This window comes from Streptomyces uncialis, assembly GCF_001905345.1.
In the GTDB taxonomy this organism is placed as follows: domain Bacteria; phylum Actinomycetota; class Actinomycetes; order Streptomycetales; family Streptomycetaceae; genus Streptomyces; species Streptomyces uncialis.
Window position 1 is genome coordinate 786,082 of record NZ_LFBV01000010.1, and the last position, 23,376, is coordinate 809,457.

At 71.0% G+C, this 23,376-nt stretch carries 17 protein-coding genes and 1 other RNA gene; 2 read left to right on the forward strand and 16 right to left on the reverse strand.

Annotated elements, in window-relative coordinates:
• Nucleotides 1-87 precede the first annotated feature (87 nt).
• Entirely contained in the window at nucleotides 88-1,431 is a 1,344-nt protein-coding gene (murA, locus tag AB852_RS33605; protein WP_073794006.1) for a UDP-N-acetylglucosamine 1-carboxyvinyltransferase, read from the forward strand.
• A 219-nt stretch (nucleotides 1,432-1,650) separates the two neighbouring features.
• Here murA and AB852_RS33610 read toward each other — a convergent pair whose 3' ends face one another.
• The 14 genes from AB852_RS33610 to ftsE form a co-directional block, all read right to left on the reverse strand.
• Entirely contained in the window at nucleotides 1,651-1,932 is a 282-nt protein-coding gene (locus AB852_RS33610) for an HU family DNA-binding protein (protein ID WP_016645140.1), read from the reverse strand.
• Between the two features lie 791 nt (nucleotides 1,933-2,723).
• Nucleotides 2,724-4,154 carry an NAD-dependent malic enzyme gene (locus AB852_RS33615; protein ID WP_073794010.1) on the reverse strand — a complete coding sequence of 477 codons (1,431 nt, stop codon included), beginning with the start codon at nucleotides 4,152-4,154 and terminating at the stop codon, nucleotides 2,724-2,726.
• Nucleotides 4,155-4,659: 505 nt separating this feature from the next.
• Complete coding sequence (locus AB852_RS33620) at nucleotides 4,660-6,984, reverse strand: HelD family protein (protein ID WP_073794013.1); 2,325 nt, start codon at nucleotides 6,982-6,984, stop codon at nucleotides 4,660-4,662.
• A 363-nt stretch (nucleotides 6,985-7,347) separates the two neighbouring features.
• A complete protein-coding gene (locus AB852_RS33625; RefSeq protein ID WP_073794016.1) occupies nucleotides 7,348-8,133 on the reverse strand; it encodes a zf-HC2 domain-containing protein in 786 nt (261 codons plus the stop codon).
• On the reverse strand, nucleotides 8,130-8,654 hold the full coding sequence (locus AB852_RS33630) for a sigma-70 family RNA polymerase sigma factor (RefSeq protein WP_073794019.1): 525 nt from the start codon (nucleotides 8,652-8,654) through the stop codon (nucleotides 8,130-8,132). The genes AB852_RS33625 and AB852_RS33630 overlap by 4 nt, the downstream gene beginning before the upstream one ends.
• A gap of 858 nt (nucleotides 8,655-9,512) precedes the next feature.
• The gene (locus AB852_RS33635; RefSeq protein ID WP_073794022.1) at nucleotides 9,513-10,076 is read right to left on the reverse strand and encodes a CGNR zinc finger domain-containing protein; all 564 of its coding nucleotides are present in this window, start codon (nucleotides 10,074-10,076) and stop codon (nucleotides 9,513-9,515) included.
• Between the two features lie 92 nt (nucleotides 10,077-10,168).
• Nucleotides 10,169-11,449 carry an acyltransferase family protein gene (locus tag AB852_RS33640; protein ID WP_073794025.1) on the reverse strand — a complete coding sequence of 427 codons (1,281 nt, stop codon included), beginning with the start codon at nucleotides 11,447-11,449 and terminating at the stop codon, nucleotides 10,169-10,171.
• Complete coding sequence (locus AB852_RS33645) at nucleotides 11,446-13,620, reverse strand: bifunctional polysaccharide deacetylase/glycosyltransferase family 2 protein (protein WP_073794027.1); 2,175 nt, start codon at nucleotides 13,618-13,620, stop codon at nucleotides 11,446-11,448. Before AB852_RS33645 ends, AB852_RS33640 begins: the two co-directional genes overlap by 4 nt.
• Nucleotides 13,620-14,375, reverse strand: coding sequence for a hypothetical protein (locus tag AB852_RS33650; protein ID WP_143201321.1), 756 nt, complete (start codon nucleotides 14,373-14,375; stop codon nucleotides 13,620-13,622). Before AB852_RS33650 ends, AB852_RS33645 begins: the two co-directional genes overlap by 1 nt.
• A gap of 1,161 nt (nucleotides 14,376-15,536) precedes the next feature.
• Nucleotides 15,537-15,906, reverse strand: a transfer-messenger RNA (tmRNA) gene (ssrA, locus tag AB852_RS33655).
• A gap of 127 nt (nucleotides 15,907-16,033) precedes the next feature.
• Nucleotides 16,034-16,513 carry an SsrA-binding protein SmpB gene (smpB, locus tag AB852_RS33660; RefSeq protein WP_073794032.1) on the reverse strand — a complete coding sequence of 160 codons (480 nt, stop codon included), beginning with the start codon at nucleotides 16,511-16,513 and terminating at the stop codon, nucleotides 16,034-16,036.
• Between the two features lie 86 nt (nucleotides 16,514-16,599).
• Nucleotides 16,600-17,889, reverse strand: coding sequence for a S41 family peptidase (locus AB852_RS33665; protein ID WP_079185102.1), 1,290 nt, complete (start codon nucleotides 17,887-17,889; stop codon nucleotides 16,600-16,602).
• Nucleotides 17,890-18,072: 183 nt separating this feature from the next.
• Nucleotides 18,073-18,990: a permease-like cell division protein FtsX gene (gene ftsX, locus AB852_RS33670; RefSeq protein WP_073794037.1), complete on the reverse strand. Its 918-nt coding sequence runs from the start codon at nucleotides 18,988-18,990 to the stop codon at nucleotides 18,073-18,075.
• Between the two features lie 30 nt (nucleotides 18,991-19,020).
• Nucleotides 19,021-19,710, reverse strand: a complete 690-nt coding sequence (gene ftsE, locus AB852_RS33675; protein ID WP_073794040.1) for a cell division ATP-binding protein FtsE — start codon at nucleotides 19,708-19,710, stop codon at nucleotides 19,021-19,023.
• Between the two features lie 317 nt (nucleotides 19,711-20,027).
• Between ftsE and AB852_RS33680 the strand changes: the two genes are divergently transcribed.
• On the forward strand, nucleotides 20,028-20,219 hold the full coding sequence (locus tag AB852_RS33680; RefSeq protein ID WP_073794043.1) for a hypothetical protein: 192 nt from the start codon (nucleotides 20,028-20,030) through the stop codon (nucleotides 20,217-20,219).
• A gap of 180 nt (nucleotides 20,220-20,399) precedes the next feature.
• Here AB852_RS33680 and AB852_RS39385 read toward each other — a convergent pair whose 3' ends face one another.
• Nucleotides 20,400-21,155, reverse strand: a complete 756-nt coding sequence (locus AB852_RS39385) for a hypothetical protein (protein WP_073794046.1) — start codon at nucleotides 21,153-21,155, stop codon at nucleotides 20,400-20,402.
• Nucleotides 21,156-21,548: 393 nt separating this feature from the next.
• A complete protein-coding gene (gene prfB / locus AB852_RS33690) occupies nucleotides 21,549-22,655 on the reverse strand; it encodes a peptide chain release factor 2 (RefSeq protein WP_073794048.1) in 1,107 nt (368 codons plus the stop codon).
• Nucleotides 22,656-23,376: the final 721 nt, after the last annotated feature.

Consider the following 23,376-nt stretch of genomic DNA (forward strand, 5'->3'; position numbering starts at 1 on the left):
ACCCCCCATGGGCTTACAGAAGGGGGGTACACGGCCATTACGCTTGCTGCTCGGCCCCCTGCCCGTCTCACCCGGAACGCGAGATACATGACCGTCACCGACGATGTCCTGCTTGTCCATGGCGGAACCCCGCTGGAGGGCGAGATCCGTGTCCGCGGCGCGAAGAACCTCGTGCCGAAGGCCATGGTCGCCGCGCTGCTCGGCAGCGGCCCCAGCAGACTGCGCAACGTTCCGGACATCCGTGATGTCAGGGTCGTCCGCGGTCTGCTCCAGCTCCACGGCGTGACGGTCCGCCCCGGTGAGGAACCGGGCGAACTTGTCCTCGACCCGACCCATGTGGAGAGCGCGAACGTCGCCGACATCGACGCCCACGCGGGTTCGTCGCGCATCCCCATCCTGTTCTGCGGCCCGCTGCTGCACCGGCTGGGCCACGCGTTCATCCCCGGTCTCGGCGGCTGCGACATCGGTGGCCGCCCCATCGACTTCCACTTCGACGTGCTGCGCCAGTTCGGCGCGCGGATCGAGAAGCGGGACGACGGCCAGTACCTGGAGGCCCCGCAGCGGCTGCGCGGCACCAAGATCCGGCTGCCGTACCCGTCCGTGGGCGCCACCGAGCAGGTGCTGCTGACGGCGGTGCTCGCCGAGGGCGTCACGGAGCTCTCGAACGCGGCCGTGGAGCCGGAGATCGAGGACCTGATCTGCGTGCTCCAGAAGATGGGCGCGATCATCGCCATGGACACGGACCGCACGATCCGTGTCACCGGTGTGGACGAGCTCGGCGGATACAACCACGCGGCCCTCTCGGACCGGCTGGAGGCCGCCTCCTGGGCGTCCGCCGCGCTGGCCACGGAGGGGAACGTCTATGTCAAGGGCGCGCAGCAGCGGTCCATGATGACGTTCCTGAACACCTACCGGAAGGTGGGCGGTGCCTTCGAGATCGATGACGAGGGCATCCGGTTCTGGCACCCGGGCGGCACGCTCGACGCCATCGCGCTGGAGACCGATGTGCACCCCGGTTTCCAGACGGACTGGCAGCAGCCGCTGGTGGTCGCGCTGACCCAGGCGACGGGTCTGTCGATCATCCACGAGACGGTGTACGAGTCGCGGCTCGGTTTCACCTCGGCGCTCAACCAGATGGGTGCGCACATCCAGCTGTACCGGGAGTGCCTGGGCGGTTCCGACTGCCGGTTCGGGCAGCGCAACTTCCTGCACTCGGCGGTCGTGTCGGGGCCCACCCGGCTCCAGGGCGCGGATCTCGTCATCCCGGACCTGCGGGGCGGTTTCTCGTACCTGATCGCCGCGCTCGCCGCGCAGGGCACGTCCCGGGTGCACGGGATCGAGCTGATCAACCGGGGTTACGAGAACTTCATGGCCAAGCTCAACGACCTCGGCGCGAAGGTGGAGCTGCCGGGCCGGACGACGGCGGACTGAGCCCCGCGCGGACCGGGCCGGGCCACTTGGGCCCGGTCGGCGCGGTCGGCCCGCAGGCGGCCCGCTGAGGCCGTTGTACGGGCCATCCGGCGCGTGGCCCCGGCCTGTGGGCCGGGTACGCCCGGAAGAAGTCCGGCGGGAACGGCGGGAACAACGACGGGGCGGCACCCGGTACCGGGTGCCGCCCCTTCACCGTTCAAGGTGAGGATGCCTCGGGGCTCACTTGCCCTTGGCGGCTTCCTTCAGCTTGGACCCGGCGGAGACCTTCACGCTGTAGCCGGCGGGGATGTTGATCGGCTCACCGGTCTGCGGGTTGCGGGCGGTGCGAGCGGCACGGTGGGTGCGCTCGAAGGTCAGGAAGCCGGGGATGGTGACCTTCTCGTCGCCCTTGGCGACGATCTCGCCGACAGTCTCGGCGAACGCGGCCAGCACGGCGTCGGCGTCCTTGCGGGTCACCTCGGCGCGGTCGGCCAGCGCGGCCACCAGCTCACTGCGGTTCATGTTTGTACTCCCGTGTTCATCTTGCCGTTGAGGCGTGAGATCGAAGCCGATGCTGCCAGGGTCCTCGGTCGGGCCCCGGACCCGGGTCCGTAGCCAGACCCTCGCGCCCAGAGAGGCATCCTGCCCCCACCTGCGGCGGGAACGCCAATCCGGCACCCCTGGGAGTCACACGAAAAGCGCCACTGCCTCGAAATGGTGACGCTCCGTTCGCTCCCGGCAGCGGAACGCAGGGGGCTCCGGGTACGGGGGTACCCCCCTGGCTGCCCGCCACCCTAAGCGGGTGGTCCGTCCCGGTGATCGCCGACGCGCCGTCGGAAGGCCGGGCGTGGTGCCCGTCACAGGTGGCCTGGCGCGGCCCGCGCCCCTGGGTACGCCCTCGTGGACGTACCTCGCCCGGTGCGGGTCGTTCGCGGGGCGCGGTTCCCCGCGTCCCTTGGTGCGTCCACCTGGGCGTGTTTGTTCCTGTGCCGTCGTTCGTGGGTGCGCAGTTCCCCGCGCCCCTTGGGGTACGCCCTCGTGGCCGACTTGTTCCCGTGCGGGGCGTTCGTGGGGCGCGGTTCCCCGCGCCCCTTGGTGCGTCCACCTGGGCGTGTTTGTTCCTGTGCCGTCGTTCGTGGGTGCGCAGTTCCCCGCGCCCCTTTGGGTACGCCCTCGTGGGCCGACTTGTTCCCGTGGGGGGCGTTCGTGGGGCGCGGTTCCCCGCGCCCCTTTGCTGCGTCCACCTGGGCCCGCTTGGTCCTGCGTGGCTGTACGGGGGCGTAGGGCCCCCGTACAGCCTGTGTCCGGTGGGGTCAGGCGTTGACGCCCGAGGCGGCGACCGCGGCGGCCTTCGCCGCCTCGCGGACCGCGCCCGCCACCGCTCCGGCGACCTTGTCGTTGAAGACGCTGGGCACGATGTAGTTCGCGTTCAGCTCGTCCTCGGTGACGACACCGGCGAGGGCCTGGGCCGCGGCCAGCATCATGTCGGTGTTGACGGTCCGGGACTGGGCGTCCAGCAGACCGCGGAAGACACCCGGGAAGACCAGCACGTTGTTGATCTGGTTGGGGAAGTCGGAGCGGCCGGTGGCGACGACCGCGGCGCTCTGACGGGCGATCGTGGGGTCGACCTCGGGGTCCGGGTTGGCCAGCGCGAAGACGATCGCGTCCTCGGTCATGGCGGCCACGTCCTCACCGCCGAGGACGTTCGGGGCGGAGACGCCGATGAAGACGTCGGCGCCGCGCACGGCCTCCTTGAGGGTGCCGGACAGGCCCTCCGGGTTGGTGTTGTCCGCGATCCAGCGCAGCGGCGAGTCGCCGGCGGCGTCGACGAGGTCCGCGCGGCCGGTGTGGACGACGCCGTGGATGTCGGCGACGACGGCGTTCTTGACGCCCGCGGCCAGCAGCAGCTTCAGGATGGCCGTACCGGCTGCGCCCGCGCCGGACATCACGACGCGGACGTCACCGATGCCCTTGCCGACCACGCGCAGCGCGTTGGTCAGCGCGGCGAGGACGACGATGGCGGTGCCGTGCTGGTCGTCGTGGAAGACGGGGATGTCGAGGGCCTCACGCAGCCGGGCCTCGATCTCGAAGCAGCGGGGCGCGGAGATGTCCTCCAGGTTGATCCCCGCGAAGCCGGGCGCGATGGCCTTGACGATCTCGACGATCGCGTCGGTGTCCTGGGTGTCCAGGCACAGCGGCCAGGCGTCGATCCCGGCGAACCGCTTGAAGAGGGCCGCCTTGCCCTCCATCACGGGCAGCGCGGCCTTGGGGCCGATGTTGCCGAGGCCGAGGACCGCGGAGCCGTCGGTGACCACGGCCACCGAGTTGCGCTTGATGGTGAGGCGGCGGGCGTCCTCGGGGTTCTCGGCGATGGCCATGCAGACACGTGCCACTCCGGGCGTGTAGATCATGGAGAGATCGTCACGGTTGCGGATGGGGTGCTTGGACTGCATCTCGATCTTGCCGCCGAGGTGCATCAGGAACGTACGGTCGGAGACCTTGCCGAGGACGACGCCCTCGATGGTGCGCAGCTTGCCGACGATCTCCTCGGCGTGCGCGGTGGAGGTCGCGGCGATCGTGACGTCGATCCGCAGCTTCTCGTGGCCGGAGGCCGTGACGTCCAGGCCGGTCACCGAGCCGCCGGAGGACTCGACCGCGGTCGTGAGCTGCGATACCGCTGTTCCGCTGGCGGGCACCTCAAGGCGGACCGTCATCGAGTAGGAGACGCTGGGCGCCGTTGCCATGACCGACTTCCTCTTCTTCCCTCTGTGTCGCGTGCACGCCTTCGTGCCACGTGCGCGCCGCCCGGCGGGGCCGGACAGCGCCTTCCGATGGTCGCACCTACCGCCGGGTACGTGTTAGCCGCCCCGGATTGCGAACGTTTTGTTCATCACACCCGCGCGCACCGGAACCCTTACGGCGGAAAAGTTTTTCCACCATACGAGATCGGCGGGGCAACGGGAAGAGGCCCGCGTCACAGGGACGCGGGCCTCTCCGGAACGTTTAGGTGACACCGACCCGCCATGCTCGCCTCGCGGCAAGTGGTCGCTCGAAGCGACGAAGGTTGGGCCCGGGGGCTTGGATCGGGCCGGTGTCACATCCAAGGTAACAAACGATCCCCGCAAGGCAATTCCCCCGGCACCATCGGGTTCCGTATCCGGCCGGATGGAGGGCATGCGCCACCCGCCGGACGGGGCGCGCGGCGGGGGCCCGGCGGTCTCGCCGGTCCCCCGCTCCCGGGCCGGGCCGTCAGTCCCGCAGCAGGTCGGGGACCCCGTCGGCGTCCGGTTCGTCACGCGGTCCGGAGACCACGGTGAGCTGCCGGGTCGCCCGGGTCAGCGCCACGTACAGCACCCGCAGTCCGGCGGGCGACTCGTCCGCGATCTCGGCCGGGGAGACCACCACCGTGGCGTCGTACTCCAGTCCCTTGGCCTCCAGGCTGCCGAGGGCGACCACCCGGTCCCCCAGCCCGGCGAGCCAGCGGGCGGCCTCCGCGCGGCGGTTCATCGCGACGACCACGCCGACCGTGCCGTCGACCTCACCCAGCAGCCGCTCCGCCTCCGCCCGTACGGTGCTCCCCCAGCCGTCCCCGGCGAGCGCCGCGTAGCGGGGAAGCAGCCCGGTGGAGCGCACGGCCGACGGGGAGGCGGCGCCCGGCATCGCCAGGGCGAGGACCTTCGCGGCCAGCTCGGCGATCTCGGCCGGGTTGCGGTAGTTCACGGTGAGCGTGAAGCGGCGCCGCGGGCGGGTGCCCAGCGCCTCGTCACGGGCCTCGGCCGCCTCGTCCGGGTCCGACCACGACGACTGCGCCGGGTCCCCGACGACCGTCCAGGTGGCGTGCCGCCCCCGGCGGCCGACCACCCGCCACTGCATGGGCGTGAGGTCCTGCGCCTCGTCGACGATGACGTGGGCGTACTCCACCCGTTCGGCCGCGAGCCGGTCCGCCCGCTCCCGGCGGCTCTCCTCGCGGACGGGCATCAGCTCCTCCAGTCCGGTGAGCTGGTCCAGCGGGTCCAGCTCACGCCGCTTGCGGGGCTTGGCCGGGGCGCCGAGGATCGCGTGCAGCTCGTCCAGCAGGGCCACGTCGTGGACGGAGAGCGCGTCGCGCTTGAGCGAACGGGCCACCCGGCGCACCTCACCGCCCGCGAGCACCCGGCGCGACCAGCGGGCGAGGCGCCGCTCGTCACCCATCGCGGCGAGCACCCGGCGCGGGGTCAGCTCCGGCCACCAGGCGTCGAGGAAGTGCAGGAACGAGTCCTCGGTGGTGACGTCCTCGTCGAAGGAGGACCGCAGTTCCGCGGACAGCTGCGGATCGGAGTGCCGGGACCCGGAGCCCGACAGCTCCCACAGGGCGTCCAGCAGCAGTCTGCGGGCTCTCGGGCGCAGCAGGTTCACCGGGGCGGTGCCGCTGAGGGCCACCTCGCGGATACGGGCCAGCCGGTCGGCGTCCAGTTCGATCCGGCGGCCGTGGACGACGACCCGCAGCCGGTTCGTGGCCTCGGGCGGGACGCCCTCGGGGCGCTGGTCCAGGGCGCCGCGCGCGGCCTTGCGCAGCACCGGCAGCATCCGCGACGAGCCCTTGACCCGGGCGGTCGCCGGGGTGTCGTACACGGTGGCCTCGGCGCCGTCGACCAGCGAGCCGAGGGCCCGGATGGCGACCTGGCCCTCCTCGCCGAGCGAGGGCAGCACGCCCTCCGTGTACGCGACGAGCAGCGGGGTCGGGGAGATGATCAGGATGCCGCCGGAGTAGCGGCGCCGGTCCTGGTAGAGCAGATACGCGGCGCGGTGCAGGGCGACGGCGGTCTTGCCGGTGCCGGGGCCGCCCTCGACCAGGGTGACGGAGGCGGCGGGCGCGCGGATGACGAGGTCCTGCTCGGCCTGGATGGACGCGACGATGTCCCGCATGGTGTGGCTGCGGGCCTGGCCGAGCGCGGCCATCAGGGCGCCGTCGCCGATGACGGGCAGTTCCTCGCCGCCCAGGCGCGCGGTCAGCTCGGGACGCATCAGGTCGTCCTCGACACCGAGCACCCGGCGGCCCTTGGAGCGGATCACCCGGCGGCGCACCACCCGTCCCGGGTCGACGGGCGTGGAGCGGTAGAACGGCGCGGCGGCGGGCGCCCGCCAGTCGATGACCAGCGGCGCGTAGTCCGTGTCGAGGACACCGATCCGGCCGATGTGCAGGGTCTCCGCGATGTCCGCGAGCTTGCGGTCCGGGTCCTGCGGGTCGGTACGGACCGCCCCGTCGGCGGGCTCGACGGAGGTGTAGGCCCCGTCCGGGCCCTTCTCGCCGTCCTTGCCCGGGAGCAGGTCGATCCGTCCGAAGAGGAAGTCCTCGAACTCGTTGTTGAGCCGGTTGAGATGGATACCGGCGCGGAAGACCTGGGCGTCCCGTTCGGCGAGCGCGCCGGGGGTGCCGACCTGGCCCCGCTGGGCCGCGTCGCGCATCAGGAACTCGGCGTCCTGGATCTTCTCCTCAAGGCGTCGGTAGACCTGGTCGAGATGGCTCTGTTCGACACCGATCTCGCGTGCGCGGACCGATTCGAGAGCGGCGTGCGCGGCTTGCTGAGCGGCCACCAGGCCCCCTTCTGACGTGCATGACAGCCGTCCACCGTACGCGACGGGAGCCCGGGGGCGCCACGCGTGGGGTCCACCGGACGGCGGGTCGGCCCACACGGAACATGATCCCTGGCCCGGCGGGGGCACTCCGGACCGGGGTCACCGGTGGCGCGGCGGCCGGGTCCGGCGGGCCGGGAGAAGGTCACGGCCGGGGCAGGTGGGGCGGGTGTGGCGCCCCGGGACCGCGGCGGACAAGGGGCCCCGCACGACAAGACGCCCGGACGGGACCCCGTGGAGCGGGCTGCGGGGCGTACGGGCGTGCGGGGCGCTGAGCGCTGGGCCGGGCGAGGGAACCCGGCCGTCGTGATGCGGCGGTGCGGGTCAGGCTCTGACCCGCACCAGTTGCCGTCCGTCCAGGGTGCGGACCTCGAAGTGGTCGATGTCGTCACGGGAGAGTGCCGCGCCGCCGTGCACATACAGCGGCTTACGGGCCTCCACGCGCGTGGCCCCGGGGATGCCGTATCCCCAGGCCGGCACCGACCAGGTGGTGACCGTCTCGCGTTCGCCGTTCTTGCCCACGGCGATCAGGCTGCACTTCTCGGGGCCCTTGAGGTTCTTCAGCTCCAGCACGGTGTGGGTGCCCCACGCCTTCCTCTCCAGCCCGACGGTGGCGGTGATCCTCGTACCGGTGTCGGTCGCCTCGATCTTCTCCTCCATATGGTGGAAGAAGGCGTCCTCGGCCGGGCTGGTGGGATGGGCCGCCACCTCCTTGCCGCCGCTGTCGTCGCCCCGGCCCAGCGAGACGACCGCCACGGGACCGCCGATGATCAGCACCGCGGCGGCGGCCACCAGGGAGAGACTGCGGCGGCGGCTCAGCGCCCGCTGGGACGTGACCTCGTCCACGAGCCGGTCGGCGAGCCGGGGGCTCGGGCGGGCGGTCAGATGCCGGGCGATGTCCGGGGTGCCGATCTGCATGCCCGGCGCGCCCGGCAGATCAGCGAGTGCGGCCAGCATGGGTTCCATGCCGGCCAGTTCCTCCAGTTCCCTGGTGCACCAGTCGCAGCCCGCGAGATGGTTCTCGAAGGCGGTCGCCTCGCGGTCGTCCAGGATTCCGAGGGCGTAGGCGCCCACCGTCTCGTGGACGTCATTCGCCTCGTTCGGTGTCATGCCGTCACCCCCCGCTCCTCCAGCGCCAGCTTCATCGAGCGAAGGGCGTAGAACACCCGTGACCGCACCGTACCGCTGGGTATGCCGAGTGTCTCGGCCGCCTCGTTGACCGTACGGCCCTTGAAGTACGTCTCGACAAGGACCTCCCGGTGGGCCGGCGTCAGGTCGTCGAGGGCGTCCGAAAGTGTCATCAGCCACAGCGCCTTGTCGATCTCGTCCTCCGCGGGGATGACCTCCAGAGGTGACGGTTCGACCTCCTGCGGCCGGGCCTGCCGGCTGCGGTGGCCGTCGATCACGATACGGCGGGCGACCGTCACCAGCCAGGGCCGTACCGAACCCGTGGCCCTGCCCAGCTGACCGGCGTTCTTCCAGGCCCGGATCAGGGTCTCCTGCACCACGTCCTCGGCCCGCTGCCGGTCCCCCGCGACCAGACGCAGCACGTACGCGAGCAGCGGTCCGGCGTGCTCGTGGTACAGCGCGCGCATCAGCTCCTCGTCCGGCTCGGACTTGGGCTGGACCATACGATGTCGGGCCCTTGGCGGGCGTTCATCGGCCACGGCGGAATCCTTGCGCACGCCAACCTCCGGTGTCCCCGATTCGACCGGGCAGGCCCGGCCCCTCGCTGTCGCCTGGGGATACGCGTGACGCGCGTCAACTGTTCAGCGGGGCCGCTAAGTGGGCATGAATTACCGGTAGTTGCGTCGCAAAGACGCCCCCCGTAAGCCGACGGACCACCGAATGTCCCCTTATACCCGACGGGCCGCCTTCGCTTGCGCTTTTGAGGTCTGTCCGGCTGGACGTACTTGTCCCTGTGCGGGCCGCCTTCGCTTGCGCTTTTGAGGTCTGTCCGGGTGGACGCACTTGTCCCTGTGCCGTCGCTCGTGGGGTGCGCAGTTCCCCGCGCCCCTGGGTACTCGGTGCTGGGCGCGCTTGTTCCTGTGCTGTCGCTCGTCGTTTTCGCGCAGTTCCCCGCGCCCCTTTGGGGGCGCCCAACTGGGGCTGTTCTCCGTCTGCGGGGACGGGGTTGAACCATCCTCCTCGTGCAGTCGCTCGGCTACCGGAGGGGGTGGGCGGGAATCTCTGCTCGCAGACTCCGATGCTCTTCAGTCGGGTCACCGGACGACTTACCGAGCGTGTCGGATCGAGGACGGAGAATCCCGACCGGCACCGACCCGAAGAACCGGCCGGGTGCGCCCCAAAGGGGCGCGGGGAACTGCGCACCCCACGAGCGACGGCACAGGAAACAAGCGCGTCCACCCGGACAGACCTGGGAAGCGCAAGCGAAGGCGACCCGCGGGGAACTGCGCGAAACCACCGAGCGAGGGCACAGGAACGGAGTACGTCCCGCCGGACAGACCTCGAAGGCGTGAGCGAAAGCGTCACCGGGTACGGCGCCGGTGGCGGGCGACCCGCTCGCGGTTGCCGCAGACCTCGCTGGAGCACCACCGCCGCCGCCCACCCCGGGACGTGTCCAGGTAGATCCGCGGACAGCGGCCCCCCGCACACTGCCGCAGCCGCCCCCGCGCGACCGGGTCCGTGAGCAGATCGACGGCGTCCCGCGCGACCGCCGAGAGCAGGGCGTCCCGCTCGGGCGCCACGTCCAGCGCCCGCGCCAGACTCCCGTCGGACGCGCGCACGGCCCGGGGAGCGGGCGGCGCCGGACGGGCCACCGCGTTGACCCGGTCGAGCGCGGCGGGCACCGGCCGCCCCGCCAGTTCCCCCCGGACGAGCACGGCGAGCTGCCCGCGCAGATCACGGAACGCGATCAGCCACCGGCGGTCCGCGGCGTCCAGCGGCGTCCCGTCCGGGACCAGCCCCGCGGCGACGCACCAGACCCGCAGCGAGTCGACCGTGCCGAGCAGGTCCCGGGGATGCGCGGTCCCCAGCAGGTCCAGGCAGACGCGGCCCGGGGCGAAGCGGGTGTCGTCCGCGTGCGGGGCCATGGGTGTCGCCGCCTCTCACGGTGCCGTGGGTGTGCGGTGGTCCTACAGTGCCTGTCGCACGGCCGACACGGAACCCCCCGTCGGGACGGACGTCAGTGCTTGGCGCGCCGCGGCCGCGACCGCTGCCGCTCCGGACCCGTGGGCCACAGCCGCAGCCGCCGCCCGGCCGCCAGGTCCTCGACCCAGCCGACCGCCAGGATCATCAGCGCGATCAGGGGCCAGACAAGGATCAGCATCCACAGCTGGAACGTCGCGGTGAGCACCCGCATCGACCCCTCGTCCATGAACGGCAGGTCGTAGAACTTGTCGATGATCAGGATCGTCCCCATGATCAGCGTGTTGTGCCAGAGGTAGATCGTCACCGCCCGGTTGTTGAAGAGCGTGATCACCTTGTCGAAGCGGGCGAGCCGGCCCGGCAGCCGCTGCCAGGACGGCGCGTACACCAGGAGGATCGCGACCGCGCCGAACGACCAGGTCGCCTGGGCCAGCGGGATCTCGTTGAGGTCCATGCCGTTGTCGGTGGGGTGGCCGGACGCCCACCACAGGCCGAAGGACATGATCAGCGCCGCCACGGACACGGTGATGTAGCGCGGGAGCCGTGCCAGCACCCCGTCCTGATGGGCGAAGCCGAGGACCCAGCATCCGGCGAAGACGGCGAAGTCCCGGACGGCGTAGCCCGTGGAGCCGGGGATGTCCACCAGGCCCGTACCGACGACGGCCGTCAGCGCGAGCGGCGCGAGCAGCGTGACCCAGGGCGCGCGGCGGAACGCCCACAGCAGCAGCGGCGACGCGATAACGAACCACAGATAGGCGCGCAGGTACCACAGCGGCCCCGCGGCCTGCATGGCCCATGTGACGTCCAGGAGCCCGTTCTCGTGGCCGAGGCTCATGGGGAAGACGGGTGTGCCGAAGGGCACGAACCAGTTGAGGAGCTTGATCCAGCCCCAGTCGCCGACCTGGTTGGGGTCGTCGCCCGGGTTCCAGCCCGCGAGGAACATCAGCGGGACGATCACCGCGCCGAACACCCACAGCGGGGGCAGCAGACGCCGTAGCCGTCCCTTGATCACGCCCCACGCGGACCGCTTGAGCGAGCGGGCCATGAGCGCGCCCGCGAGCGCGAACATCACCCCCATCGAGGGGAACACGATGGTCAGCCAGGCCCAGCCGTAGATGTGGTAGACGACCACCCGGCCGAGCGCGAGCGTGCGCAGCAGATCGAGATAGCGGTCCCGGCCGGGGGCCCGCCCGGCGGGTGCGGTGTCCGGCGCCTCGGGCGGGACGGGACCGGCGCGGTGGGTGCCGCGCCCTTCGGCGACCCAATCGGGCGTGCCGGTGGCGGGGCCCGGTCCGGGCCCCTGCGGGGTGTACGTCATCCCACCGGCCTCCGCTCCGCGTCGGGGGCCGGACGGGCGCCGCCGGGCGCGGAGCCCACGACACCGGTACGGCGCAGCTTCTGCCAGCGCAGCCGGCCGCCGGTCAGCGCGGTGATCCAGGACTGGAGCAGCACCACGTACATCAACTGCCGGTACAGGATCTGCTGGAGGGGCAGCGAGATGAGGTGGGTCATCTTCTCGCGGTCCAGCCGGAACGCGTACGCGGCGCAGGCGAGCTGGATCGCGAGGACGCCGAGCCACGCGCCGACCGTCCTGGCCGTCGGCCCGAACACCAGCCCGTACAGCAGGAACACGTCGATCAGCGGGGCGAGCAGCGGTCCGAGGACCATGAACAGCGAGACCAGCGGCAGTCCGACCCGGCCGAAGCGGCCGGAGGGGCCGCGGTCCACCAGGGCCCGCCGGTGCTTCCAGATGGCCTGCATGGTCCCGTACGACCAGCGGTAGCGCTGGGACCACAGCTGCTGGACGGACTCGGGGGCCTCGGTCCAGGCGCGGGCCTTCTCCGCGTAGACGACCTGCCAGCCGTCGCGGTGCATGGCCATGGTGATGTCGGTGTCCTCGGCGAGCGTGTCGTCGCTCATCCCGCCGACCCGTTCCAGCGCGGAGCGGCGGAACGCGCCGACCGCGCCGGGGATGGTCGGCATGCAGCGCAGCAGGTCGTACATCCGGCGGTCGAGGTTGAAGCCCATCACGTACTCGATGTGCTGCCAGGCGCCGATGAGGGAGTCCCGGTTGCCGACCTTGGCGTTGCCCGCGACCGCGCCGATCCCCGGGTCACCGAAGGGCTGCACCAGTTCCCGGACGGTGGACGGCTCGAACACGGTGTCGCCGTCCATCATGACGATGATCTCGTACCGGGCGTTGGCGATGCCCCGGTTGAGCGCGGCGGGCTTGCCCGCGTTGAGCTGGCGGACCACCCGGACGTTCGGCAGCCGCAGGTCCTCGACGATCCTGGCGGTGCCGTCGGACGAGCCGTCGTCGATGACGATGATCTCGATCGGGTGGTCGCTGTCCATCAGCGAACGCACGGTGTTCTCGATGCACTTCGCCTCGTTGTACGCGGGCACCAGCACCGACACCGGTCCGGTGACGGGCGGGCCCCAGGAGAAGCCGCGGCGGCGGACCTTGCGGGCGTGCAGGAACGACAGCAGCAGCATCAGCCCGAACCGGGTGATGACGAGGAACCCGATCACGGCGAGACCGGCGGCGAGCACCACGGTGATGGTGTCGGCGGCCTGCACCAGGACGATCCACGCCTGGCCCTTCCAGCGGTCGAGCCCGGTCACCGGCGTGTGCGCGCTCGGTGTCCCGAGGGCCTCGCTGAGGTTGGTGAACCGGTAGCCCTTGGCCGCGAGGTCGGGGATGAAACGGTCGAGCGCGGCGACGGTCTGCGAGCGGTCGCCGCCCGAGTCGTGCATGAGGACGATGGCGCCCTTGCCGTCCTTCGGCATGGACCGGCGGATGATCTCGTCGACGCCGGGCTTCTTCCAGTCCTGGCTGTCGGTGTTGTTGACGACGGTCAGGTAGCCGCGGCTGCCGATGTACTCGGTGACGGGCCAGGACCGGTTGTCGAAGGCGTGCGAGAACGACGAGTACGGCGGCCGGAACAGCGAGGTCCGGATCTGCGCGGCGCCCGCGAGCGCGAGCTGGTTCTGCGACAGCTCCCAGTCGATACGGCGGGTGGACTGGAGGGACAGGTCGGGGTGGTTGAACGTGTGCAGCCCCACCTCGTGGCCCTCGTCCACCATCCGCCGGACCAGGTCCGGATGACGGGACGCCATCGTGCCGGTCACGAAGAACACGGCGTGCGCCCGGTGCTTCTTGAGGATGTCGAGAACCTTCGGGGTCCACTCGGGGTCGGGCCCGTCGTCGAAGGTGAGCACGACCCGGTCGTCCGGTACGCCGACGGTGTTCAGCCCGCCGCCACGGACGTCGATCACCGGGCCGCCCTTGCGGACCTCGTCCGGGACCTTGTCGTTGTGGGTGGACCCGGCGATGCGGTGGTCCGCGAGGATCTCGCTGTGCACATAGCCGCGCAGCATCAGCATCGCGAACAGTGCCGCGAGCAGCACGCTCGGCAGCAGATAGCGCAGGGGAAGTCTGCGGCGCCGGGGTCCTGCCCTGCGGCGGCCGCTCTTACGGGAGCTCATTACGGCGCGTCCTCCGGTGCCGCGATGGGCCGGCCGCCCTCACCGGCCGGCTGCTCCGGCTCGGCGGGCAGATCGATCGTGGTGGTGGCGGAGGCCGTGGGCGCGGGGGTGGTGCCACCGGTCGCGCCGGTACCGCCGCTGCCGCCCTCGGTACCGCCGTCGGTGCCGCCCTGCGCCGGGGTGCCGCTGGTGCCGGTGCCCGGCCGGGTGGTGGCGGCGCCGGTACGGGACGCCGCGGGCGTCGGGTCCGTGGTGGCGGCGGGCGCCTCGGACGCGGTCTCCTCGTCGGCGATCACCGACTCCGGGGACGGCTGGGCGGGCCGGCCGGTGCTGATGGCCGGGGCGGTGGTGCCCGCCTCGGTGGCGGTCGCCGCCTCGGACGGGGCGCTGCTCCTCGTCGCGGACGGTTCGACGGGGGCGGCCGGCCTGGGTGTGGTCCTGACCTTCCCGGCGGGCTCGGCCTGCGGATTGGGCAGCGGCAGCCAGGGCGCGCTGGAGTTGCCGGAGACGACCGTCGCCACGATGACGCACGCGTAGACCGCGCATCCGATGGCGAGGGTCATACCTATGCGCCGGAACCGCCGGACCCGGCGGCCCGTCTCGTCCACGAACACCGGACCGTCGGGTTCGGCGGCGGCTGCCCTGCGCTCCGCGATGAGGTCGCCGAGCTCACGGCCGACGCCGTCCATCTGGACGGTGACCTCGTTCGGATCATGCGTATGCCCAGGTTGGGCGTCTTCTCGCCAGTTTTCCATGCGTGTGCGCATCCCCCCACACGAACATCGCGGGTGCGCTGACGGCGGTGAGCACACGCCGTTCGGCCAGGCCCCCACCTGGCCTGAGCGCCCCCACTACCACGATGTGCTCAGGCGAAGAATGTAGCGCACGTGGCCGGTTCCGGCGGTTTCATAGCCAAAACATGGACATGATCACCGGAACTCCCCTGTCTCAAAACCTCTCCGGGGGCGGGACGGTCTGCGCAAGCCGCCTTCGCTTGCGCCTCTGAGCCTGTCCGACTCGCCGCACTTGTCCCTGCGAGGGTCGTTTCCGCTTGCGCTTCTGAGGTCTGTCCGGCGGGACGTACTTCGGTCCTGTGCCGTCACTCGTGGGTTTCGCGCAGTTCCCCGCAGGTCGCCTTCGCTTGCGCTTCCTGGGTCTGTCCGGCGGGGCGCACTTCGGTCCTGTGCCGTCGCTCGGTGGTTTCGCGCAGTTCCCCGCGCCCCTTTGGGGCGCGTTCTGTTTGTTCTTCGGGTCGGTGCCGGTCGGGATTCTCCGTCCTCGATCCGACACGCTCGGTGCGACGTCCAGCGGATCTACTGAAGAGCATCGGAGTCTGCGAGCAGAGATTCCCGCCCACCCCCTCCCGCAGCAGCGCGAGTCCGCGAGGAGGGTGGTTCCGCGAGCGAAGGTCCTGCACCCGGAGGACAGCCCCAGGTGGGCGCCCCCAAAGGGGCGCGGGGAACTGCGCGAAAACGAGGACGGCCCCGCACCCGAAGAGCGACCGCAATGGGGCAGCACCTCAGGGGCGCGGGGAACTGCGCACCCACGGACGTACCCGCGCGGGAACAAGTACGCCCAGGTGTGGAACCCCAGGGGCGCGGGGAACTGCGCAAAACCACCGAGCGACCCGCACAGAAACACGTACGGCCAGCCGGACAGACCCAGGGGCGCGAGGAACTGCGCACCCGACGAGCGACCCGCACAGGGACAAGTGCGCCCAGCACAAGAAACCCGGGAGCGCGAGCGAAGGCGACCTGCGGGGAACTGCGCACCCGACGAGCGACCCGCACGGGGACAAGTGCGCTCAGCACAGGAAAGCCAGGGGGGCCGGGGGCGGGAACGACGACGGCGCCCTTCCCGGGAGGGAAAGGCGCCGTGACGATGGGGTGAACAGTGGTCGCACCAGGTGCAACCGCCTGTGGAGATGGCGGGAATCGAACCCGCGTCCAACGGTGCGGAACCAGGGCTTCTCCGTGTGCAGTCCGCTACGAGTTTCTCAGCCCCGAAGATCACGCGGACAAGTCTCCGACGGGCTCAGTCACTGTTTGATTTCCTCCCGGACCCCGTGACCGGGCCTAGGAGTTTAGTTCCCTAGCTGATGCCAGGATCCGGGTCGGGAACACCCCCGGGCTGACACTTCGCAAGTCGCTACTTAGGCAGCGAGGGCGAAGGAATCGCGCTTGGAATCGGCGATTATTGGTTGCGACATATGGTTAACGAGATCATTGCCGCTTCCTCGACACGCTTCCCCTGCTTCGACATCCGCTGTCGAAACCGATCATCCCCATGTGTTTTTTTCAAGGTGCACACCCGTCGCTCTCGCGGTGGGTGCGTTCACCATCGTACGTGAACAGCGCGTGCCGGTGCCAGCCTATTCCCGCGGCGCGGCCGGAGCGGTGCCGCCGGAGGCCGGTCAGCCCCGCTCACGCCTGCGGACCGCGGAGATCGCGCGGTCCGTCTCACGGCGGTCCTGCTTCTCCCGGAGGGTCTGCCGTTTGTCGTACTCCTTCTTGCCGCGGGCCAGCGCGATCTCGACCTTCGCACGGCCCTCCTTGAAGTACAGGGCCAGCGGCACGATCGTGTGCCCGGTCTCCTGGGACTTCGCGGCCAGCTTGTCGATCTCCTCGCGGTGCAGCAGCAGCTTCCGCTTGCGCCGGGCCGAGTGATTGGTCCAGGTGCCCTGGGTGTACTCCGGTACGTGCACGTTGTGCAGCCACGCCTCGTTGCCGTCGAGCTGCACGAAACCGTCCGCGAGGGAGGCCCGCCCCTGGCGCAGCGACTTCACCTCGGTGCCCGTGAGGACGAGACCGGCCTCGTAGGTGTCGATGACGTGGTAGTCGTGCCGCGCCTTCTTGTTCTGCGCGATCAGCTTGCGCCCTTTTTCCTTTGCCATAGTGCGGACATTTTCGCACCACCGAGGGGGTCGGGGGCCAGTCGATTTGCCGGACGGTCCGGTTCGGGGCCGCGGACGGGGTCGGTTCAGGGCTCCGGGTGGTCGCCCAGACCGCTCAGCACCTTCTCGGCCTGGCGTTCCACGGGGTCGGCGGGCGGGGCGGGCGGCGGGGTGCGGGCGGGGTCGGGCGCGGACGCGGGCTCCGGGGGCGCGGCGGTGTCCTTGGGGGGCGCCTCGGGGGTCTCCAGGTCCGGGGTGATGCCCGTCCCGTCGAGCGCGCGGCCCGACGGGGTGCGGTAGTGGCCCACGGTGAGTTCCGCGACCGAGCCGTCGGGCAGGGTGCTCGGCATCTGGACGGCGCCCTTGCCGAAGGTCCGGCTGCCGACGACGACCGAGCGGCCCCGGTCCTGGAGCGCGCCGGTCAGCAGTTCCGCCGCGCTCATGGTGCCGCTGTCGACCAGGGTGACCACGGGCCGGCGGGTGTCGCCGCCGGTGCGGGCGTGCAGGGCGCGCTCCTCCCCGCGTACGTCGTAGGTGGCGACCAGGCCGCCGTCCAGGAACGCGGACGCGGCCTCGGCGGCCTCGCTGACCAGACCGCCGCTGTTGCCCCGCAGATCGAGCAGGACGCCCGCGCCGGGCGGGGCGGAGCGGACCGCCGAGCGGACCTCCGCGCCGCTGCCCCGGGTGAACGCGGCGACCTTGATCAGGACGGCCCGCGGGTCGGCGGCCCGGCCGACACGTTCGACGGTGACGGGGTCGGTGGTGAGGACCGCGCGCCGCAGTTCCTCGTCCCAGAGCCGTTCGCCGCGCTGGAGCCGCAGCCGGACGGGCGTACCGCTGGCGGCGGGCCCGGACGCCGCCGTGCTGTCGCCGCGCAGCCGCGCCACGACCTCCGTGACGGGGCGTTCGTCGGCCCGGGTGCCGTCGATGTCCCGCACCAGGTCGCCCGCGCGGATCCCGGCCCGGTCGGCGGGGCCCCCGGGCCGTACCCGGGTGACCTCGATCCGGCCGTCGGCCGTGCGCCGGACCCACAGCCCGACGCCGGTGTACTCACCGTCCAGGGCCTGGGCGAACTCCGCGTAGTCGGCCTCGGAGTAGACGGCGCCCCAGCGGTCCCCGCTGCGGCTGACCGCGCGTTCGGCGGCCTCCACGGGCGACTTGCCGTCGGCCATCGCGTCGGCCGCGGCGGCGCTGATGTCCTCCTGGTACGCGGCGGCGGGGCCGGTGCGGGCCAGGGGTCTGGCAAGGCCGTCCGGGGGCGGGCCGCTCCAGGAACCGGCGGCGGCACCGGTGATGAGAACGCTGGTGAACACCAATGTCAGAGCCGCCCCGCGGCGGACACGGCGGGGGTCTGGGAACAGGTCGGGGCCTGACATGCCGGTGAGTCTAGGACAACGCCGAGCGCCGTACGGCAGGTTGGCCGTACGGCGCTCGGGGCGTATCTCACACCGTGGGGCACGGGCCGCGCATGGACGTACGCCCGCGCTCATGTGCACGACCCGGGACGCGGGAACCGCTCGCGGTCCGGGGGCGGGAGCGGGCGCGTCCGGGGACGGGCGCTACACCTTCAGGTACTTGCGCAGCACGACGGACGCGGCGAGTGCCGGCATCAGCACACCGATCGTGAGGACGAGCGGCAGGGTCTTGATGACGGCGTCCCAGCCGATGAAGTTGATCAGCGGCAGCTTCTCGGCGAGTCCGAGTCCGTGGTCGATCATGAAGTACCTGCCGACGAGCAGGAATCCGCAGGCCACTATCCCGCCGATGAGTCCCGCGACCGCGGCCTCCATGATGAACGGCGCCTGGATGTAGAACCCGGAGGCGCCGACGAGCCGCATGATCCCGGTCTCACGCCGACGGCTGAACGCCGAGACCCGCACCGTGTTGACGATCAGCATCAGCGCCACGACGAGCATCAGACCCATCACGGCGAGCGCGGTCACCCGCATCCCGTCGAGGAGTTCGAACAGCGAGTTCAGATACTCCTTCTGGTCCTCCACCGAGTGCACGCCGTCCCGCCCGGAGAACGCGGTGGCGACGACCTCGTACTTCTCCGGGTCCTTCAGCTTGACCCGGTACGACTCCTGCATCTGGTCCGGGGTCAGCGAACTCGCCAGCGGGGAGTTCGCGTACTGCTCCTTGTAGAGCTTGTACGCCTGGTCGGGCGACTCGTAGAGCACCTCGTCGACGACCGGCAGCTTCTCCAGATCGGCCTTGATCCGGTCCTTCTGCGCACCGGTGACCGCGCCCTTCGCGCATGCGGGATCGGTCTCGGCGTCGCTCTTGTTGCACAGGTAGATCGAGACGTTGACCTTGTCGTACCAGTAGCCCTTCATCGAGCTGACCTGGTCCTGCATCAGCAGGGACCCGCCGAACAGGGCGAGCGAGAGGGCAACCGAGACGACGACCGCGAAGGTCATCGTCAGATTGCGACGGAGACCGACGCCGATCTCCGACAGGACGAACTGGGCGCGCATCGCGTGCTTTCTGCCTTTCGGTACGTCGTGTCAGTGCTGGTAGCCGTAGACGCCGCGCGCCTGGTCACGCACCAGACGGCCCTGATCCAGCTCGATGACGCGCTTGCGCATCTGGTCCACGATGTTCTGGTCGTGGGTCGCCATGACGACGGTCGTGCCCGTGCGGTTGATGCGGTCCAGCAGTTTCATGATGCCGACCGAGGTCTGCGGGTCGAGGTTGCCGGTCGGCTCGTCCGCGATCAGCAGCTTGGGCCGGTTGACGAAGGCGCGGGCGATGGCGACGCGCTGCTGCTCACCGCCGGACAGCTCACCGGGCATCCGGCTCTGCTTCTCCCCGAGGCCGACGAGGTCGAGGACCTGCGGCACCGACTTGCGGATCTCCCCGCGGGAGCGGCCGATGACCTCCTGCGCGAAGGCGACGTTCTCGCCGACCGTCTTGTTCGGCAGCAGCCGGAAGTCCTGGAAGACCGTCCCGAGCTGGCGGCGCATGTGCGGCACCTTCCAGTTGGACAGCCGCGCGAGGTCCTTGCCGAGCACATGGACCTGCCCGTGGCTGGCGCGCTCCTCGCGCAGGATCAGCCGCAGGAAGGTGGACTTTCCGGAGCCGGATGACCCCACGAGGAAGATGAACTCGCCACGTTCGACCTCCAGGGTGACATCCCTGAGGGCCGGGCGGTTCTGCTTGGGGTAGGTCTTGGAGACGTTGTCGAATCGGATCACGAATGCACCACGGGTCGCCGGGGGTAGGTGTCCGTGACCATACGCGAATGCGGGGGACGAGCGCAGTCGGCGTCCGTCGTTCGCGCGCGCCGGTGCCGGGGTTCGACGGGTTTGTCGCACAAGCGGAACGTGATGGTTCGCGCCAGAGGTGTCCGTTCCCGGCCGGAACGGGCGGGTCCGGAACGGGGACGACGGGCGGGCCGCGCCGAAATCCGCGGGAGCTGGCACAGTGGTAAGGGGAACGTCGGCGTTCCCGTGAGCGTTGTGCGGAGTGACAGTCGGTGGGCAGGCTCCGCCGCGCGGGAGGAGGAGGGCGCATGACGTATGACCGATTGGTGTGCGCGAACTGCGCGTCCCCGGTCAGTGAGGGCCGCTGTCGCGTCTGCCGGGCCAGCCGGGAGCGCTTCCAGCAGAACAATTTCTGGTCCGGGATGAACCAGGCGACCCTGATAGGCCTGCTCGCGATCCTGATCATGGCGCTGGCGCTGCTGGCGCACCAGTCGGCCTGACGCGGCACGCCTTTCGTACGGCCGTGCCCGGCGCGGGTGAGCCGGGCGGGGCGGCATCCGAGCACAAGGAAGGCCCGGAGCGATGCTCCGGGCCTTCCCGCGTGTCTGTCACCCCTGGAGTGACGGTCGGTCGCCGTGAAGCCGCCGGGCGTCACGGACGGTGACCGTCAGGCGGGCGGGTCAGGCCGTACGGCCACCGGCCGCGAGGCGGGGCAGCAGGCGGAAGCCGATACCGCCGGCGATCATCGTCGCGGCGCCGATCAGCAGGAACGTGGTCTCCATGGCGCCGGTCTCGGCCAGCTCGTCCTTGGCCTTGCCCTGCTGGACCGGCTGGGAGCCGGTGTCGGTCAGACCGTCCTTGGCCTGGCCCTGCTGGACCGGCTGGGAGCCGCTGTCCGGGTCGGCGACATTGCCGCCGGTGCCGCCCGCGTTACCGCCGGTGGAGGCGGAACCGCCGTCGTCGCCGCCGCTCGCACCGCCGTCCTCGCCGCCGGTACCGCCGCTGTTACCACCGGTGCCACCGGTGCCACCAGTGTTGCCGCCCGAGTTACCGCCGGTGTTGCCACCGGTGTTCCCTCCGGAGTTACCGCCGGGGGTGGTCGGCGTGCTGGTGGGCGCGGTGGTCGGCGCCGTGGTGGGAGCCGTGGTCGGCGGCGTCGTGGGCGCGGTGGTGGGCGCCGTGGTGGGAGGCGTGGTGGGCGCCGTCGTCGGCGGCGTGGTGGGCGGGGTCGTGGGAGGCGTCGTCGGCGGAGTGTTCGTCGGCTGGGGAATCTCGGTCGGCGGCGGGGTGGTGGGCGCGTCGTCCGCGACGTCGACGCCGACGCCGATCCCCACATCCAGGGCCGAAGCGGCGCCCGCAGCGGTGAGGGACGCCCCGGCGGCGATCAGCGCGCCGGCCGCGATCCGTGCGATACGGACCCGGGTCTTCTTGGTCATCTGCTTGCTACCCCCAGTAGCTCATCGTCATTGGAGCAGCGCCGGGGCCGTGGACTCCAGAGGGAGGTGGCATGCGTGGTTGTACTGTCACGCCGCGTACCGTCGCCCCGTTCACACGCGCCCCAGAGATGCGCATGCCGCGTTAACCCTTCCGACTTATCGCGAAGGCGTCAAGGTCGTTGCGTACGCGATGCCCGAATTACGGGCAGTTGGGCGCAGCACATTCTTGTGACGGTACGGTGAAAAGCCGACACATACGACAACTGCCGCCCCGTGGGCGGCAGTCCGGCGCGCGGCACCGGGAGATCATCGGTCGACCTTACGGGTTCCGGCGCTTCCCGGAACAGCTTCTTGTCGACAAAGCAGCAAAGGAATTCCCGTTGCCGGGACCGGCTACTTCTCCTGCTGCTTGCGCCAGCGGATCCCGGCCTCCAGGAAGCCGTCGATCTCGCCGTCGAGCACGGCCTGCGGGTTGCCGACCTCGAAGTCGGTCCGCAGGTCCTTGACCATCTGGTACGGGTGGAGGACGTAGGAGCGCATCTGGTTGCCCCAGGAGTTCCCGCCGTCGCCCTTGAGCGCGTCCATCTTCGCCTGCTCCTCCTGGCGGCGGCGCTCAAGGAGCTTCGCCTGGAGGACGTTCATCGCGGTCGCCTTGTTCTGGATCTGCGAGCGCTCGTTCTGACAGGAGACGACGATGCCGGTCGCCAGGTGGGTGATGCGGACCGCGGAGTCGGTCGTGTTGACGCCCTGGCCGCCGGGGCCCGAGGAGCGGTACACGTCGATACGCAGCTCGGACTCGTCGATCTCGACATGGTCGGACTGCTCGACCACCGGGAGCACCTCGACGCCCGCGAACGAGGTCTGGCGGCGGCCCTGGTTGTCGAACGGGGAGATCCGTACGAGGCGGTGCGTGCCCTGCTCCACGGACAGGGTGCCGTAGGCGTAGGGCACCTGGACGGCGAAGGTGGTCGACTTGATGCCGGCCTCCTCCGCGTAGGAGGTCTCGTACACCTCGGCCTTGTAGCCGTGGCGCTCGGCCCAGCGCAGATACATGCGCTGGAGCTGCTCGGCGAAGTCCGCGGCGTCGACGCCGCCGGCCTCCGCGCGGATGTTGACCAGGGCCTCCCGCGAGTCGTACTCGCCGGACAGGAGGGTGCGGACCTCCATCTCGTCCAGCGCCTTGCGGACCGAGGTCAGCTCGGCGTCGGCCTCGGTGCGGGTGTCCGCGTCGTCCTCGGCCTCGGCCAGTTCGAACAGGACGGAGAGGTCGTCGATCCGGCCGCGGAGGGCCTCGGCCTTGCGGACCTCGGCCTGGAGGTGCGACAGCTTGCTGGTGATCTTCTGGGCCGCGTCCGGGTCGTCCCAGAGGGAGGGGGCCGCCGCCTGGTCCTCCAGCGCGGCGATGTCCGCCCTCATCGTGTCGAGGTCCAGGACGGCCTCGATCGACTCCATGGTCGAGGAGAGGGACTTGAGCTCTTCGGATACATCGACGACTGCCACGGGTCCAGCGTAACCGGTAGGTCGCCTTCGCTTGCGCCTCCGGGTACCGCGGGACGCCTTCGCTTGCGCTTCCCAGGTCCGTCCGGCTGGACGTACTTCGTTCCTGTGCCGTCGCTCGTGGGTTTTGCGCAGTTCCCCGCGCCCCTATCGGGGCGCCATCCGCTTGTTCTTCGGGGCGGGGCCGGTCGGGATTCTCCGTCCTCGATCCGACACGCTCGGTACGACGTTCATGTGGTCCGACTGNCGACTGAAGAGCATCGGAGTCTGCGGGCAGAGATTCCCGCCCACCCCCTCCCGCAGCAGCGCGTCTGCACGAGGAGGGGGGTATGAACCCCGGCCGGGGTTGATGACAGCCCGCAGGCTGACCGGCAGCCTCAGGTGGGCGCCCCAAAGGGGCGCGGGGAACTGCGCACCCACGTCCGACCCGCACAGGGAAACGGGGGCCAAGCACAGGAGACCTAGGGGCGCGGGGAACTGCGCGAGCGGCCAAGGGCCATCCGCAGCCGAACGGGAACCGTAAGAGGCGCGACCTCAGGGGCGCGGGGAACTGCGCACCCCCGTCCGACCCGCACAGGGACAAAGTGCGCCCCGCGCACGAAACCCAGGGGCCCGAGCGAAGGCGACCCGCGCAGGGACAAGTGCGTCCGGCCGGACAGACCTGGGAAGCCCGAGCGGAGGCGGCCCCCGGGGGTCAGGGGGTGGTGGAGGTGCTGGGGGGGGT

Coding starts and splice junctions, on each gene's coding strand:
- murA (WP_073794006.1), top strand. CDS start 88: ATGACCGTCACCGACGATGTCCTGCTTGTCCATGGCGGAACCCCGCTG.
- AB852_RS33610 (WP_016645140.1), bottom strand. CDS start 1,932: ATGAACCGCAGTGAGCTGGTGGCCGCGCTGGCCGACCGCGCCGAGGTG.
- AB852_RS33615 (WP_073794010.1), bottom strand. CDS start 4,154: ATGGCAACGGCGCCCAGCGTCTCCTACTCGATGACGGTCCGCCTTGAG.
- AB852_RS33625 (WP_073794016.1), bottom strand. CDS start 8,133: ATGACACCGAACGAGGCGAATGACGTCCACGAGACGGTGGGCGCCTAC.
- AB852_RS33630 (WP_073794019.1), bottom strand. CDS start 8,654: ATGGTCCAGCCCAAGTCCGAGCCGGACGAGGAGCTGATGCGCGCGCTG.
- AB852_RS33635 (WP_073794022.1), bottom strand. CDS start 10,076: ATGGCCCCGCACGCGGACGACACCCGCTTCGCCCCGGGCCGCGTCTGC.
- AB852_RS33640 (WP_073794025.1), bottom strand. CDS start 11,449: ATGACGTACACCCCGCAGGGGCCCGGACCGGGCCCCGCCACCGGCACG.
- AB852_RS33645 (WP_073794027.1), bottom strand. CDS start 13,620: ATGAGCTCCCGTAAGAGCGGCCGCCGCAGGGCAGGACCCCGGCGCCGC.
- AB852_RS33650 (WP_143201321.1), bottom strand. CDS start 14,375: ATGGAAAACTGGCGAGAAGACGCCCAACCTGGGCATACGCATGATCCG.
- smpB (WP_073794032.1), bottom strand. CDS start 16,513: ATGGCAAAGGAAAAAGGGCGCAAGCTGATCGCGCAGAACAAGAAGGCG.
- AB852_RS33665 (WP_079185102.1), bottom strand. CDS start 17,889: ATGTCAGGCCCCGACCTGTTCCCAGACCCCCGCCGTGTCCGCCGCGGG.
- ftsX (WP_073794037.1), bottom strand. CDS start 18,990: ATGCGCGCCCAGTTCGTCCTGTCGGAGATCGGCGTCGGTCTCCGTCGC.
- AB852_RS33680 (WP_073794043.1), top strand. CDS start 20,028: ATGACGTATGACCGATTGGTGTGCGCGAACTGCGCGTCCCCGGTCAGT.
- AB852_RS39385 (WP_073794046.1), bottom strand. CDS start 21,155: ATGACCAAGAAGACCCGGGTCCGTATCGCACGGATCGCGGCCGGCGCG.